The organism is Micromonospora sp. NPDC002717 (assembly GCF_040295705.1).
Taxonomy (GTDB): Bacteria; Actinomycetota; Actinomycetes; order Mycobacteriales; family Micromonosporaceae; genus Micromonospora.
This window is the reverse complement of record NZ_JBEOVW010000010.1, coordinates 97,943-112,719: the sequence shown is the minus strand read 5'-3', so window position 1 is coordinate 112,719 and position 14,777 is coordinate 97,943. Positions and strand designations below refer to the sequence as shown.

Annotated in this window: 15 protein-coding genes; 11 read left to right on the top strand and 4 right to left on the bottom strand. The window is 76.0% G+C overall.

The features are described from left to right. Positions 1–89: 89 nt before the first annotated feature. Together ABT006_RS17215 and ABT006_RS17210 are read right to left on the bottom strand one after the other, a co-directional pair. Entirely contained in the window at positions 90–746 is a 657-nt protein-coding gene (locus tag ABT006_RS17215) for a response regulator (RefSeq protein WP_350707406.1), read from the bottom strand. After that, positions 739–1,890 (bottom strand): sensor histidine kinase, encoded by a 1,152-nt coding sequence (locus ABT006_RS17210; protein ID WP_350707404.1) that lies wholly within the window; start codon positions 1,888–1,890, stop codon positions 739–741. Before ABT006_RS17210 ends, ABT006_RS17215 begins: the two co-directional genes overlap by 8 nt. 108 nt (positions 1,891–1,998) lie before the next feature. Between ABT006_RS17210 and ABT006_RS17205 the strand changes: the two genes are divergently transcribed. Beyond that, complete coding sequence (locus tag ABT006_RS17205) at positions 1,999–3,447, top strand: serine hydrolase domain-containing protein (protein ID WP_350707402.1); 1,449 nt, start codon at positions 1,999–2,001, stop codon at positions 3,445–3,447. Positions 3,448–3,486: 39 nt separating this feature from the next. Then, positions 3,487–4,236, top strand: coding sequence for an MBL fold metallo-hydrolase (locus ABT006_RS17200; protein ID WP_350707400.1), 750 nt, complete (start codon positions 3,487–3,489; stop codon positions 4,234–4,236). Positions 4,237–4,255: 19 nt separating this feature from the next. Here ABT006_RS17200 and ABT006_RS17195 read toward each other — a convergent pair whose 3' ends face one another. Continuing rightward, complete coding sequence (locus ABT006_RS17195) at positions 4,256–4,591, bottom strand: hypothetical protein (RefSeq protein WP_350707398.1); 336 nt, start codon at positions 4,589–4,591, stop codon at positions 4,256–4,258. A 94-nt stretch (positions 4,592–4,685) separates the two neighbouring features. Beyond that, on the bottom strand, positions 4,686–5,906 hold the full coding sequence (locus tag ABT006_RS17190; RefSeq protein ID WP_350707396.1) for an MFS transporter: 1,221 nt from the start codon (positions 5,904–5,906) through the stop codon (positions 4,686–4,688). A 158-nt stretch (positions 5,907–6,064) separates the two neighbouring features. Here ABT006_RS17190 and ABT006_RS17185 point away from each other — a divergent pair, with 158 nt between their 5' ends. From ABT006_RS17185 to ABT006_RS17145, 9 genes are all read left to right on the top strand, one after another. Beyond that, a complete protein-coding gene (locus tag ABT006_RS17185; RefSeq protein ID WP_350707394.1) occupies positions 6,065–7,051 on the top strand; it encodes a LacI family DNA-binding transcriptional regulator in 987 nt (328 codons plus the stop codon). Positions 7,052–7,162: 111 nt separating this feature from the next. Further along, positions 7,163–7,867: an alpha/beta hydrolase gene (locus ABT006_RS17180; protein WP_350707392.1), complete on the top strand. Its 705-nt coding sequence runs from the start codon at positions 7,163–7,165 to the stop codon at positions 7,865–7,867. Positions 7,868–7,941: 74 nt separating this feature from the next. Then, positions 7,942–8,874 (top strand): AraC family transcriptional regulator, encoded by a 933-nt coding sequence (locus tag ABT006_RS17175; RefSeq protein ID WP_350707390.1) that lies wholly within the window; start codon positions 7,942–7,944, stop codon positions 8,872–8,874. 155 nt (positions 8,875–9,029) lie between these two features. After that, entirely contained in the window at positions 9,030–9,854 is an 825-nt protein-coding gene (locus ABT006_RS17170) for an LppM family (lipo)protein (protein ID WP_350707388.1), read from the top strand. Between the two features lie 128 nt (positions 9,855–9,982). Further along, on the top strand, positions 9,983–10,327 hold the full coding sequence (locus tag ABT006_RS17165) for a hypothetical protein (RefSeq protein WP_350681930.1): 345 nt from the start codon (positions 9,983–9,985) through the stop codon (positions 10,325–10,327). Positions 10,328–10,338: 11 nt separating this feature from the next. Beyond that, positions 10,339–10,947: a glycine zipper family protein gene (locus ABT006_RS17160; RefSeq protein ID WP_350707386.1), complete on the top strand. Its 609-nt coding sequence runs from the start codon at positions 10,339–10,341 to the stop codon at positions 10,945–10,947. Further along, positions 10,944–11,639, top strand: coding sequence for a carboxypeptidase-like regulatory domain-containing protein (locus tag ABT006_RS17155; protein WP_350707384.1), 696 nt, complete (start codon positions 10,944–10,946; stop codon positions 11,637–11,639). Before ABT006_RS17160 ends, ABT006_RS17155 begins: the two co-directional genes overlap by 4 nt. Before the next feature lie 55 nt (positions 11,640–11,694). Then, positions 11,695–12,972 (top strand): phage tail sheath family protein, encoded by a 1,278-nt coding sequence (locus ABT006_RS17150; protein ID WP_350707382.1) that lies wholly within the window; start codon positions 11,695–11,697, stop codon positions 12,970–12,972. Position 12,973: 1 nt separating this feature from the next. Then, complete coding sequence (locus tag ABT006_RS17145; protein WP_350707380.1) at positions 12,974–13,456, top strand: phage tail protein; 483 nt, start codon at positions 12,974–12,976, stop codon at positions 13,454–13,456. The last annotated feature ends 1,321 nt before the right edge of the window (positions 13,457–14,777 follow it).

The window sequence follows — 14,777 nt, the reverse complement described above, 5'->3', positions numbered from 1 at the left end:
TGCCACACCCCCGGTCCCCAGGTCAACGCGACGGGATCGGACGCCGACCCCGCCGGGCCGGCGCGGCGTGCGCGACGGTCGACGTCACCTCACCGGTCGGCGAGCCCCGACTCGTAGCCCGCGATCACCAGTTGCGCCCGGTCGCGGACGCCCAGCTTCGTCAGCAACCGGCCGATGTGCGTCTTGACGGTGCCCCGGCTGAGGTGCAGGTGCTGCTCGATCTCGGTGTTGGACATCCCACGGGTGATCAACGTCAACACCTCCCGCTCCCGCGGGGTCACCCCGTCGAGCCGTCCCGGCACCCGTCGGGCCGCCGGCATCCGGGTGAACTCGGCGATGAGCCGACGGGTGACGCTGGGTGCCAGCAGCGCCTCGCCCGCGGCGACCACCCTGATCGCGTCGAGCAGCCGGACGGGGGACGTGTCCTTGAGCAGGAAGCCGCTCGCCCCGGCCCGCAGCGCCCGGTACACGTGATCGTCGAGGTCGAAGGTGGTGAGGACGAGCACCCGGGGCGCGTCCCGGCCGGCGGTGACCTGCTCGGTGGCGGTGATGCCGTCCATCTCGGGCATCCGGACGTCCATCAGCACCACCTCGGGCGCGTACGTCCCCGCGAGTTCGACGGCCGCCCGGCCGGTGCCCGCCTCGGCCACCACGGTCATTCCCGGGGTGGCGTCGACCAGCAGCCGGAGGGTGCCGCGCAGCAGCACGTCGTCGTCGGCCAGGAGCACGCGTACGGGCTCACCCATCGTCCGACACCGCCGGGGTGAACGGCAGCCGGGCGCGCACGGCGAAGCCGCCGCCGGGCTCGACGCCGGCCTCCAGGGCACCGCCGTGCATCACGGCACGCTCGCGCATGCCCCGCAGCCCGTGGCCGGGCGGCCCGACGGCGCGCCCCGACCCCCCGTCGTCGACGACGGCGACCGCCAGCACCCCGGGCTCGACCGCCACGGCGAGCCGACAGCGGGTCGGGCCGGCGTGGCGCAGCACGTTGGTGAGCGCCTCCTGCACGATGCGGTACGCCGAGGCCTGCACGGCCGCGGGTACCCGGGTCAGGTCGGCCGCCCCGTCGACGTCGACGGTGACACCGGCGGACCGGACGGCCTCGACCAGCCGGTCGAGTTCGGCGAAGCTCGGCGCGGTGTCGGCCGGGTCGCGCAGCGCGCCGAGCACGACCCGGATGTCGTCGAGCGCGCTCCGGCTGACCCGCTCGATCGTGCCCAGGGCGGCCCGGCCCTGCTCGGGATGGCTGTCCGCCAGGTGGTTGGCGACGGCCGCCTTCATGGCGATCAGGCTGAGGCTGTGCCCGACCACGTCGTGGATGTCCCGGGCGATGCGCAACCGTTCCTCGGCCACCGCCTGGTCGGCACGCGACGCGGCGAGTTGGGCGACGTGACGTCGACGGGCGCGCACCGCGCGGGCGAGCGCCCACGAAGCGGCGACGACGGTCGCGGCGTAGAGCAGGACCGGAACCGGCGTGGCGGCGAACGACTCCTCCCCCGCCCGGGTCGGGACGATCGGCAGCCCGGGGACCGTGCCGCCCGCCAGCCCCGCGCCCGTGAGGGCGGCCAGCACCACGACGAGCGCCGACACGCCGTCCCGGGTGGAGGTGGCCAGCGCGACCGGGTAGAGCGCGAACGCGACCGCGAACACCACCGCGTCGCCGGCCACCCCGACGGCGACCGCCACCGCCCCCGCCAGCACCACGACGGCGAGCACCGGCGCCGGCCAGCGCCGGCGGACGGCGAGCGGAGCCCCGAACAGCACCGCCAGGCCACCGGCGAGCGCCGGGGCGCCGGGCGTCCGGAACACCGTGAGGAGCACGAGGGCGACGCCCACCAGCGCGTCGAACGCCATCAACTGCCGCAGCCCGAGCCGCCCCGAGGTGACCACCGGACCACCGTATCCACCGGCCGGCCGCCGGGCGTCGGACCACGGTCCGATCCCGGGTTCGGACCACGATCCGATGTGCGGGGTCCCCGACCGGCCGAAACTCCGACCATGATCACGCGACTCCTCGTCCTGGCCGGTGCGGTGGCGCTCGCCGCGCCGCCCGCCCCGGCGGCCCCGGCCGCGCCCCCGGCCGGGATCGACGCCGCCGCCGTCGACGCCGCCGTCCGCCAGTACCGCGACGCCACCGGGCTGCCCGGCGCCGCGGTGGCCGTCACCCGGGGGACCGAGGTGGTGCACGCCGCCGGGTACGGCCGCACCCCCGCCGGCGACCCGATCACGGCGCGCACCCCGATGGCCGTGGCGTCGGTGAGCAAGTCGTTCACCGCCCTCGCCGTGATGCAGCTGGTCGAGGCGGGCCGGGTGGAACTCGACGGCCCGGTCCACCGGCACCTGCCGGAGTTCACGATGGACGACCCCCGGGCGGCCCGGATCACCGTGCGGCAGCTGCTCGACCAGACCTCCGGGATGTCGGACACGACGTTCCCCGCGTTCAGCAGGCGGCAGCCGGGTTCGCTGCGGGAGGCCGTCGCGGGGATGCGTACGGCCCGGCTGGCCGCCGTCCCCGGCACGAGGTGGGAGTACCACAACCCGAACTTCCAGGTGGCCGCGCGACTGGTCGAGGTGGTCAGCGGGCTGCCGTTCGACGAGTACCTGCGGACGCGGGTCTTCGCCCCGCTCGGCATGACCGACAGTCGCACCCTCGACGTGGCCGCCGACCTGCCGTCGAGCGCGCGCGGCCACCTCATGATCCTCGGCAGGCCGGTCGCCCTGCCCGAGCCGCCGGCCTTCGGCAACGGCTCCGGCGGGGTGCTCAGCTCGGCGCACGACATGGCGGCGTGGCTGATCGCGCAGGGCAACCAGGGCCGCGGTCCGGAGGGCACGGCGGTCGTCTCCCCGGCAGGCCTCGCCACGCTGCACCGCCCGTCCGCGGTCTCCGACGCCTACGCCCTCGGCTGGTTCGTGGAGAAGACCGGATCGGGGGCGCCGATGATCGCGCACAGCGGCGACCTGTTCACCTCGACGGCGTACCAGGCGCTGCTGCCCGCGTCCGGCTACGGGGTCGCGGTCATGGCGAACACCGGACTGGCGTACGGCCACGCGTCGGCCCTCGCCGAGCGGCTCATCGCGCTGATCGAGGGAACGCCGGCGTCCTCGGCGGGCACGCCGCTCGTGGTCGTCGACGCCGTGCTGCTGGTGCTGGCGGTCGCCTCCGCCGCACTCGCCGGCCTGGGCGTGCTCCGGTCACGCCGCTGGGCCACCGGCCGGACGGTACGCCCCTGGACGCTGGTGCGGCTGCTTCCGCTGCTCGCGCCGCTGCCGCTGCTCGCCTCGATCCACCGGGTGGTCGGTTGGCTCTACCGGGGTCGTGACGTCGCCTGGATCCAGGTGGCGTACATCTATCCGACGTTCATGGTGCTGCTGGTCACCGCGACGCTCGGCTGCGCCGCCGTCCTCGTGGCCCGGCTCGTCGGACTCGGACGTAGCAGGCGCGGCTGACGACAGCGCCTGCGGTCTACGATCTACGGCGGCGGGCGGATGTCCACCATCGACGGAGAGGATCACGTCATCATCGACATGGCGTTCCAGCACCTCGCCGGGCGTGTCTGGATCTGCCCCGGGGACCCGGATCCGGCCAGCGTGCAGGCCGGCGTCGCGCTGGTCGCCGACGAGCGGGGCAGCGTGCTGGTCGACGCGGGGCAGAGCCCCGCGCACGCCCGGGAGATCCGGTCCGCGCTGGCCGCCGCCGGGTTGCCCCCGCCCCGCTGGCTGGTCTACACGCACCACCACTGGGACCACGTGTGGGGCGCCTGCGCCTGGCCCGACGTGGAGATCGTCGGCCACGTCGCCGGCGAACGGCTGCTGCGCGAGGAGGCGGCCCGGCCGTGGAGCCACCGGTACCTGCGGGAGCAGGTGCGGGCGAACCCGCGGCTCGGCCCGAGTTTCCGGGCCCGGGCGCTGGCGGTCGACTCGTGGGACGGCTTCGCGGTGCTGCCGCCGACCCGGACCTTCACCGACGAGTTGGAGCTGCCGGTCGGCGTACGGGTGCGGCACGTCGGGGGCGCCCACGCGCCGGACTCGACGGTGGTGGCGGTGCCGGACTCGGGCGTGCTGCTGCTCGGCGACTGCTTCTATCCGCCGCCGGCGCACCTGCGCACCCCCGAGGACCGGCCCGACCTCGCCCTGGTACGCCGGCTGCTGGCCGACGACGTCCACTGGTACGTCGCGAGCCACCAGCCGCCGATGACGCTGGACGAGGCACGCGCGGCGGGCGCCGCCGCGCGGTGACGCCGCGGCGGCGCCACGCTCAGCGGACGCGGCGCTCCGGGTGGGCCCGGTTCCAGGCCCGCATCCGCTCCGGGTAGCCGGTGCGGGCGGCCTCGTACAGCGGCACCGCGTGCTTGCGGGCGATCGACCCGGCGGCGCGCGGCGAGCCGGTGCGGCGGCGGATCCACTCGCCGTCGTGGGCGATCGCCACCACGGTGGTGTCGGTCGCCGTGGTCTCCGGCTCCAGGTAGAACTCCACGCCCCGGCGGCTGGTGACGAACGCCTCCAGCGCGGCCAGGTCCTCGCGGGTGGCCTCGCGGTCGAGCTTCGTGGGGGCCGCGTCGGTGCCGCGCGGCCGTCGACTGAACCAGCCCATCCCCCCGCTCCTCTCCTCGGCGTCCTCCCAGTGCAGCACCGTTTCCTGGGACGCGGCTGCGAGCCGGGTGTGAGTGCCCTGCGGAGGTGCCGCGTCAGCGGGCCGGCGGGCGGGTGGCCGGCACCAGGGCGAGGGTGGGCAGCAGCAGCACCGGCACCACGAGCAGGGCGGGCAGCGTGCCGACCCGGTCGCCGAGCAGGCCGAGCAGCGGCGGGCCGGCGAGGAACGCCGTGTAGCCGATCACGGCGACCACGCTGACCCGGGCCGGCGCCCGCCGCTCGTCGTCGGCCGCCGCGCTCATCCCCACCGGGAAGCCGAGCGACGCGCCGATCCCCCAGAGCGCGACGCCGGCAACCGCCACCGGCCCGGAGCCGGCGAGCACCGCCACGCCCGCGCCGACGGTGGCGAGCAGGATCGTGCCGGACAGGACGGGCACCCGGCCCCACCGGTCCAGCGCGACGGTGCCCGCCGTGCGGCCCAGGGTCATGCCGACGACGAAGACCCCGAACACGGCCGCCCCGGCCGCCTCGCTGAGGCCGTGTCCGTCGATGAAGGCGACGGCGAGCCAGTCGTTGGCGCTGCCCTCGGCGAACGCCGACACCAGCACCAGCAGGCCGATGAGCAGCGTGCGCGGCTCCCGCCAGGCGGCGAGCAGGTCGCGGCGGCGCTCGGCCGGGGCCGCCGACGCGGAGGCGGTGCCGCTCTCGGCCGCCGGCAGGAACGACCGGACGGCCAGCAGCGTGCCGCAGAGCACCACCGCCGCCAGCGCGGCGAGGTGCGCCGCGACCGGCAGGCCGAGGCGGGCCGCCCCCGCGCCGAGCCCGGCGCCGGCCACGGAGCCGAGGCTCCACGCGGCGTGGAAGCGCGGCATGATCGTGCGTCCCAGCCGCCGCTCGACCGCCGCACCCTCGACGTTCATGGCGACGTCGCAGATGCCGGAGCCGTAGCCGAGAGCGCACAACCCGACCGCGACCCCGACCAGGGAACCGGCCGGGGCGGCGACCCCGGCCACGGTCAGGCCGGCCGCGACGAGCAGGCAGCCGAGGGCCACCGTGCGGGCCGCCCCGAGCCGCTGGGCCACCAGGCCGGCGGTGGGCATCGCGAGCAGCGCGCCGACGGACATGGCGAGCAGGAGCAGCCCGAGCCGGCCCGCGCTGAGCCCCAGCGCGTCCCGGACGGCGGGCACCCGGGAGAACCAGGTGGCGACGGCCAGGCCGTTGAGCGCGAACACGACCGCCACGCCGGTGCGGGCGGCCAGCACCGCCCGGGGTACGGCCGGGGTCGGCGCGGCGGGCGGGGCGGTGGTGCGGCTCACGGTGGCGTCCTCTCGCCTCGGGCGGTCTGCCGCACGATCCCACACCTGAGAGCGCTGCCAGGACAATCGCCTGCCACCCCTTACCGTCGCCGACCCGCGAGGGAGATGATGCGCGTCGACCGTCCGCGCCGGGGACGGCGACCACGGGGAGGACAGGTATGACGACGGCTGGCCGACCGCCCACACTCGACGACGTCGCCCGGGCGGCGGGCGTCTCCCGGGCCACCGCCTCGCGGGTGATCGCCGGCACCGGCTACGCCTCGCCCACCGCCCGCGACCGGGTCACCGCCGCCGCCGACCGGCTCGGGTACGCACCGAACCTGGCCGCCCGCGCGCTGGTCCGGGGCACCGGTGTGCGGCTGGTGGTCGCGGTGTGCGGCGTCGCCCCGACCGTCCTCGACGACCCGTACGTCGACCGGATCGTCGGCGCGGCCGCCCGGGTCTGCGCGCCGTACGGGCTCGGGGTCGCGCTGCACTGGCTCCCGAGGCGGGAGCCGGCCGGGCTGCGCCGGCTGGCCGAGGACCGCAGCGTCGGCGGGATCATCCTGGTCAACACCACCGAGGCGGTGCTCCGGGCGGTCCCGGCGGCGCTGCGCGGTCGGGTGGCCTCGATCGGCATAGGCTCCGCCCTCGTACCCGCCTTCGACGTGGACAACGGCGGCGGCACGGAGGCCGTGGTGCGGCACCTGTACGCCACCGGCCGCCGCCGCATCGCGATGGTGACCGGCCCCCGCTGGCTGTCCTGCGCCGGCCGGTCGGTGGGCGCGTACCGCCGGGTGGTGCGCGACGCGGGCCTGCCGGTGCGGCTGGTGCCGGGGGACTTCAGCGCGGGCCGGGGCCGGGCGGCGGCCCGGGAGGTGCTGGCGCGCTGGCCGGACACGGACGCGATCGTCGGGATCAGCGACGCCACCGCGCTCGGGGTGATCGACGGGCTGCGCGGCGACGGCGTCCAGGTGCCCGGGGACATCGCCGTCACCGGCTTCGACGACATCCCGCTCGCCGCGATGACCACCCCCGCGCTGACGACGGCGACGCACCCGGTGGGGCGGATCGCCACGGCGGCGGCGACCGCCGTGCTGGCCGGACGGCCGGTGCCGCCGGCGACGGTGTTCCCGTCCCGGCTGGTCCGCCGGGTCAGCGGGTGAGCCGGCCCGGCAGGGGCCGCTGACCGCGCCGGAGGCGGCCCGGCAGGGTTAACCCCGGGGCAGCGGGGTAACCGCTGGCGCACCCCGCCGAGGACGAGGAGCGGTGATCCCGTGGCCGAACCCGCCGCGCCGCACCGGCAGCCGGAGGAGAACCCACGGCACGGCCGGCTCACCGCGCGTCCGGCGCCACCCGTCACCCGGGCGGCCACCGGCATGGTGACGCTGACCGACGCCGACGGCGGTCCGCTGGCGATGGTGTACGCCCCGGAGCCGGTCGACGGCCGGCCGTACCGGCTGGTGCTGCTGCTGCACGGGGCCGGCGGCTCGGCCCGGCAGGGCCTGGACCTGCTGCTGCCGGTCGCCGACGCGCACCAACTGCTGCTGGTGGCCCCGCAGGCGGCGTCGAGCAGCTGGGACCTGATCGTGGAGGGCTTCGGGGTGGACGTCCGACGGATCGACGGGCTGCTGGCCACGGCCTTCGCCGGTTACCCCGTCGGGCAGGTGGCGTTCGGCGGGTTCTCCGACGGCGCCTCGTACGCCCTCTCGCTGGGTCTGACCAACGGCGACCTGGTCGACGCGGTGGTGGCCTTCTCCCCCGGCTTCGCCGCGCCGCTGGTCACCCACGGCCGCCCCCGCGTCTACGTCTCGCACGGCGCCGACGACCCGGTCCTGCCGGCCGACGTGTGCAGCCGCCGCCTGGTGCCCCGGCTGCGTTCGCTCGGCTACGACGTCACCTACGACGAGTTCGCGGGCCCGCACGAGGTGCCCGGCGACATCCGCCACCGCGCCGCCGACTGGCTGACGATCGCAGACTGACCCGGGCGGTCCCCGCTGAGACGCCCGACGACGCGTGCCCGCCGGCGCCATGCGCGCTCGTCTACGCTCGCGGGATGGATCCGCTCACCGGGCTGCTCGACGGGCCGCGGGCCCGGGGCGCCTTCCTGCTCCGGTCGCTGCTGGATCCGCCGTTCGCGCTGCGCATCGAGGACCGCGCCCCGCTGACCGTGGTCGCCCTGGTCCGCGGCGCGGCCTGGGTGGTGCCCGACGACGGCGCGCCCGTCGCGCTGGGGCCGGGCGACGTGGCGGTGCTGCGCGGGCCCGACGGCTATCTCGTGGCCGACGACCCGGCCACCCCGCCGCAGGTGGTCATCCATCCCGGGCAGCGGTGCACCACGCTGCGCGGGGAGCCGCTGGCCGAGACGATGTCGCTGGGCGTACGCACCTGGGGCACGGGCTCGGACGGCGCGACCGTGCTGCTGACCGGCACCTACCAGCTTCCCGGGGAGCTGAGCCGGCGGCTGCTCACCGCCCTGCCGCCGCTGCTCGTGGTCGGGGGCGAGGAGTGGCGCAGCCCGCTGGTGCCCCTGCTCGCCGAGGAGGTCACCCGGGACGCGCCAGGCCAGGAGGCGGTCCTCGACCGGCTGCTCGACCTGGTGCTGATCGCCGCGCTGCGCACCTGGTTCGCCCGGCCCGGGGCCGCGCCCGCCTGGTACGTCGCTGCGGCCGATCCGGTGGTCGGCCCGGCGCTGCGGCTGCTCCAGAACGACCCGGCCCGGCCGTGGACGGTCGCCTCCCTCGCGGCCGAGGTGGGCGTCTCCCGGGCGGCGCTGGCCCGCCGGTTCACGGAGCTGGTCGGCGAGCCGCCGATGACGTTCCTGACCGGGTGGCGGCTGGCGCTCGCCGCCGACCTGCTCCGCGAGCCGGACGCCACCCTGGGCGCGGTCGCCCGCAAGGTCGGCTACGGCAGCCCGTTCGCGCTGAGCACGGCGTTCCGCCGGGTCCGCGGGGTCACCCCGCGCGACCACCGCCTCGCCACCTCCTGACCGGCAGAAACGGCAGCCTGGGCCAAACCTTCAGGATATCGATTTCGGCGATTTCCGACCTCAGCCGAAGGGGACAGCGGGCCGGTAAGATCGGCGACTTCGTTGTGACTGATCGCTGACTGATGGTAGTGATCTGGATCACACACACTATGCCCATGAATACGGGACTCATCCGCGGCAGGACACTCCGCGGCGCGGCGTGTCTCGTTCTGGCGGCCGCGCTGACCGGCTGCATGCAACTGAATCTCGGACTGACCGTCAACGCCGACGACACGGTCGACGGCCAACTCCTGCTGACCGCCCAGAAGAGCGTGCTGACCTCGGGCAACCGCACCGTCGAGGCCGGCTTCGCCGAGCTGCGGAAGAACATTCCCGCCCTGCCGCCGGGCGAGGAGACCCGCTACGAGGACGCCAAGCTCTTCGGTTCCCAGATCACCTATCGGAACACCCCGCTGCGCGATTTCAACAGCGAGAGCGTGCGGCTCGTCCGGGAGGACGATCTCTACCGCTTCACCCTTCCCCTCGACCCGAAGAAATACGGCGGGAAGGTGGCGGAACAGAATCCGCAGAATCAGCAGGCGTTCATGCGGTTGATGTCGTTCGAGATATCGGTGACCTTCCCCGGCCGGGTCCTCGACACCAACGGCACGGTCAACGGCCGGTCGGTCAGTTGGAAGGTCGGCAGCAACCAGGAGAAGCCGACCGAACTGCGGGCGGTCGCGGAGGCCCCGCCGAGGCCGTCGGCCTCCCCGGCGACGGGCGACGACGGCCGCGGCGCGTTCCCCTGGCTGCTGGTCGCCGGCGCGGCGGCGCTCCTGCTGCTCGTCGCCGTCGTGGTCGTCCTGCTGCTGCGGCGTACGCGCCGGCCGGCGCCGGCGGCCGGCGGCCCGGTCGTGCCGACCCAGGCGACCGGCCCGACGGCCGCGCCGGGCCAGTCGCCCGGTGACCCGACGGCGGCCGGCCCACCGGGGCCCGCCTGAGGCCCCCACCCCTTCCCGCCCGCCGCCCGCCGGCGGCGGACCGGGCCCGTCGGAGACTCCCCGGAGCCGCCGGCCTCACCACCACCACACCCCGGTCGCACCACCGCACAACCGAAGGGAGATCGGCGATGAACGATCTCTTCACCTGGGCCGCCCTGGGCAGCCTCACCGGCGCGAGCGCCGCGACGCTGCTCGCCACCAACGTCATCGGCGGGCTGATCGGCCCGAGCGGCGACAAGGCCCGCAAGTGGATCGCGCTGGGCATCGCGCTCGCGCTGTCCTACCTCACCGCGGCGTTCGCCACGGACGCCGGCGCCGAGAAGTGGATCATCGCGTTCTTCAACGGGCTGGTCATCTTCTCCGCCGCGCTGGGCATCAACCAGCTCCCGCCCGGCAACCGGCAGGCGACCCAGGCGTCGCCGACCCAGCTCGCGCAGGGACGCGAGCCCCGCATCCTCCGCTCGTGGGTATGAGGTGAGCCGTCATGATCTACGGAATCCTCAGCACCGTCGCACACGTGGTCACCGGCGCGGTCCTCGGCCAACTGGCCGGCGGCACCGTCGGGCTGCTGATCGGCGCGGTCGCCGGCCTGCTCGTCGGCGGGATCTTCGGCTGGGCGGTCGCCTCGGCCCGGGTCTACGGCCCGGACCCGAAGGGCGTCCTCCTGTTCGTCGTCGACCACACCTGGAGCCTGCTCAACACCGTCGTCGGCGCGGTCTACCTGGCCGCGCACGTGCTCGTCGGGCACTCGCTGGACCGGCCCACCTCGCAGCACAGCTGCCGGGTCAACGTGGTCGAGGGCGTCTCCCCCCGGTACGCCACCACCATCGGCACGGTCTGCGCCGGCTCCGGGCCGGGCATCCAACGGCACGAGGACGTGCACATCCTCCAGGCGCGCATCCTCGGCCCGCTCTACATCCCGCTGGTGCTCGCCAACTACGTGCTGTTCACCATCGCCCCGGTCTGGCTGCTCTACCACGACCACACCAACGCACCCATCAACCGGTTCACCCGGTACTTCGAGATCGGCGTCTACCCGCACGTGTGGAACGAGGCCATCGCGTACCGCGTCCAGGGGACGCCGCCGCGATGACCACGCCGGGGCGCGGCCCGATCGAGACGGCCACCGCCGAACTGGCCGCCTGGCTGGCCGGGGCGGCGGGGGAACCCGTCCCGGTCGGTCCGCCGCGCCCCGACGACGACCCCGCCCGGCTCACGCTCTGGCCGATGGAGCTGCGCCCGGCCCGGCAGACCCGGGGCAGCGGCGGCCGCGAGCCGTACCGCTTCACCGTCCGCTACCTGCTCTGCGCCGGCGGGCCGGCGGCGCTGCCCGGGTTGGACCGGGTGCTCGCCGCCGCGACCGCCGGCGGGGAGCGCGCCGTCGTGCTGGAGGCCGGCGACCCGCGGCTCTGGGCGGCGTTCGGCACCGGACCCCGCCCGGCCCTGCTCATCGACGTGCCGGCCCAGGTCACCCACCCGACGCCGCCGGCGCCGCCGGTGCTGCGGCCGCTGCGGCTGCGGCAGCTCGAGATGCTGGCCTTCGACGGCCGGGTGGTCGGGCCCGAGCAGCAGCCCCTCGCGGCCGTGCGGATCGAGGTCGTCGGCACGGCGTGCGCCACCACGACCGACCCCGCCGGCCGGTTCCGCGTCGTCGGGGTGCCGCACGACCCCGACCACCCCGGTCCGGTACGGCTGCGGCTCACCGGCCGGGGGCGGGTCCTCACCGCCGAGGTCGACCCGACCGAGCCCGACATCGTCATCGTCTGCGCACCCCCGCCCCGCTGACCCCGTTCCGGCGGACGTCCCGCGCCGCCGGCCGCGAACCGCACCGGGAGGACCGATGCCCACCTACTTCTCGCCCGGCATCTACGTCGAGGAGGTCCCCGGCGGCGCCCGCCCGATCGGACCGGCCAGCACCAGCACGGCCGCCTTCGTCGGGGTCGCCCCGGACCCCGCCGCGCAGCTCGGCAGAGCCGTCGCGGTCAACAACTGGACCGAGTTCCTGCGGCTCTACGCCAACGGGGACCGCCTGGAGAGCACCCCGCTGGCCCGGGCCGTCTTCGGCTTCCTCGACAACGGCGGCAGCCGCTGCTGGGTCGTCAACGTCGGCGCGGAAGGCGAGATCACCGGCACCGGGAAGCGGCGCGGCGGCCTGCAACTGCTGGAGGCCGTCGACGAGGTCTCCATCGTGGCCGCGCCCGGCTTCCACGACCCGGTCTCACACGAGGCGCTGCTCAGCATGGCGGAGCGGACGCGCACGATGGTGGCGATCTGCGACCCGCCCCCGGACGTCACGGACATCTCGGCGCTGACCAGGGTGGCGACGCCGTCCACCGGCAAGCCGCCCAAGCCGGCCGAGGGCTCCGGCGGATCCGGTGGGTCCGGCTCGGCGGGCTCCGGCGGCCCGGGGTCCGGCTCCGGCGGGTCCGCGTCGGGGGACGAGGCGCCGACGGCGTGCCGGCCCCGACAGTCCGACTTCGGCGCGCTTTACCATCCCTGGCTGCGGGTACGCGACCCGCTCAGCGGCGAGCTGGTGCTCACCCCGCCGAGCGGGCACATGGCCGGCATCTGGGCCCGCACGGACGCCCTGCGCGGGGTCCACAAGGCGCCGGCCAACGAGCCCGTACGCGGCGCCGTCGACCTCGCCCACCTGGTCACCCGGCCCGAGCACGACGTGCTCAACCCCAAGGGCGTCAACGTGATCCGCTACTTCCCGGGCGAGGGCATCCGGGTCTGGGGCGCCCGCACCCTCGCCGCCGAGGCCAGCGAATGGCGCTACCTCAACGTCCGCCGGCTCTGCATCGCCATCGAGCAGGCGATCGCCAACGGCACCCGGTGGATGGTCTTCGAGCCGAACGACTTCACCCTCTGGCGGTCCATCCGCCGCGACATCGGCGCCTTCCTCACCCGGGTCTGGCGCGACGGCGCGCTGCTGGGGCGTACGCCCGAGGAGGCGTTCTTCGTCAAGTGCGACGAGGAGACCAACCCGGCGGACGTCCGCGACGCGGGCATGGTCGTCGCCCACATCGGCATCGCGGTGGTCAAGCCGGCGGAGTTCGTGGTGTTCAAGCTGAGCCAGTGGGCCGGCGGCGCCGAGACCGAGACGATCGGAGGCTGACATGCCGACCACCGCCACCCCGCAGCCGGGCGCCCCGGTCGACCCGTACCGGGCCTACAACTTCAAGCTCCTCGTCAACGGCGTGACCAACGGCCACTTCACCGAGGTCAGCGGTCTGGAGATGACCATCCCCGGCGTGCCGTACCGGGAACAGGGCAACGACCGCATCCGGATGGTCCCCGGCCAGGTGGAGTACGCGCCGGTGACCCTGCACTTCGGGCTCACCGCCTCCCGGGAGCTGTGGGACTGGACGTACGCGGTGGCCCGGGGCACGGTGAGCCGGCGCAACGTCTCGATCGTGCTGCTGGACGCGGCCGGCACGGCGGAGGTGCTGCGCTGGAACCTGATCAACGCCTGGCCGACGAGGTGGCGTGGCGCCCACCTGAACACCCTCGGCCAGGAGCTGGCGATCGCGGCGCTCACCCTGCGGTACGAGAGCCTCGAACTGGAGACCGGCGGTGCCGCCGCGCCGACCACCGCGTAGCTGGCTGGCCGCCCGGCTGCGCGCGACGGCCACGGCGGTCGACGAACTGGCCCGGCTGGTCGACTCCGCCGGACCGGCCGCATCCGGCCCGCCGTCCCCGCCCGACGACCGGTCCTCGGCTGAGGACCTGTCCCCGCCCGGCCGACCGCCGGCCGCGGCGACGGAGGCGCCGGCACGCCGACCCGGCCAGCCCCCGGAGCACTGGCTGCGGGTGGTGTCCGCGCACGCCCCCGGCCTGCTGCGCGACCTCGACCTGGACCCCGGCCCGACCGGTCCCGCTTCCCCGCCGCCCGTCGACGCCGACCACGGCGCGAGCCACCCCGTTGGGCCGGACCACGGCCCGAGCCGCCCGGCCGGCGCGGGCCACCGCGCGACTCGCCCCGCTGACGATCCGTTGGGCGACGGGCCGCCCTGGACGGCCGGTCCACGACCGCCCGCCGCCGGACCCGGGTGGGGCTCGACGCGGGCTACCGTTGCCCGCTCGTACCCGTCGACGTCGGGCCGCCGGGACGAGGACGCCCGGCCGGCAGAGGGCAGTTGGCGGAGCGGCGGCCGACGGTCGAGCGGAGACCCCTGGCCGGGCCGAGGCGTCCCGTCGAGCGGGCAGGGCTGGCCGGGAGACCCGTCGGCAGTCGGCGGCCGGGCAGGTGGACCAGGGGGTGGATCGGTCGGCCGACCGTCGGCGGTGGCCGACCGGCCCGTGCTCCGACCGGCGGTTCCCCCGCCCGGGGCGGTGACGCGCCCCGGCGCACCGGCCGCCGCCAGCCCTGCCGCCACCAGCCCCGCCGTCGGCAGCACGGGCCCGTGGTCGGCCGGCGACCGGGACGCCCACGGCCCGACGGGCGCGGCACCCGACCGGGGGATGACGTCGGGCGCGGCGGGCGTGACACCGGTCCGGCACGCCTCGGGCGCGGCGGAAACCTCAGGGAGCCGGCCCCTGCCGAACGCCACGGACACGGCACCGCCCGGCTACCCGCGATCGGACGCGCCTGACCGCACGACGGCCGCACCCGCCGCTCCGTCCCACCCCCGCACCGCCCAGTCAGGCGACGCGGACGAGCTGTCGCCCGAGATCCTGGTACGGAACGGGCGCTGGAGGAGCCGTCACGGACCAGGATCCGCGGCGTCCGGAGGCGCGACCGGGGCGGGGTTGACGTGGCCGGGCGGTCTGGGCGGGGCGTGGGCGGACCCACCGGCCGGGCCCGGCGCGGCCGGAGCGGGGACGGAAGCAGGAGCGGCAGCGGAAGCACGAACGGGGGCGGGAACAGGAGCGGGGGCGTGCGGCGGGACGGGATGCCCGGGCGCCGACCGGCCAGGACCC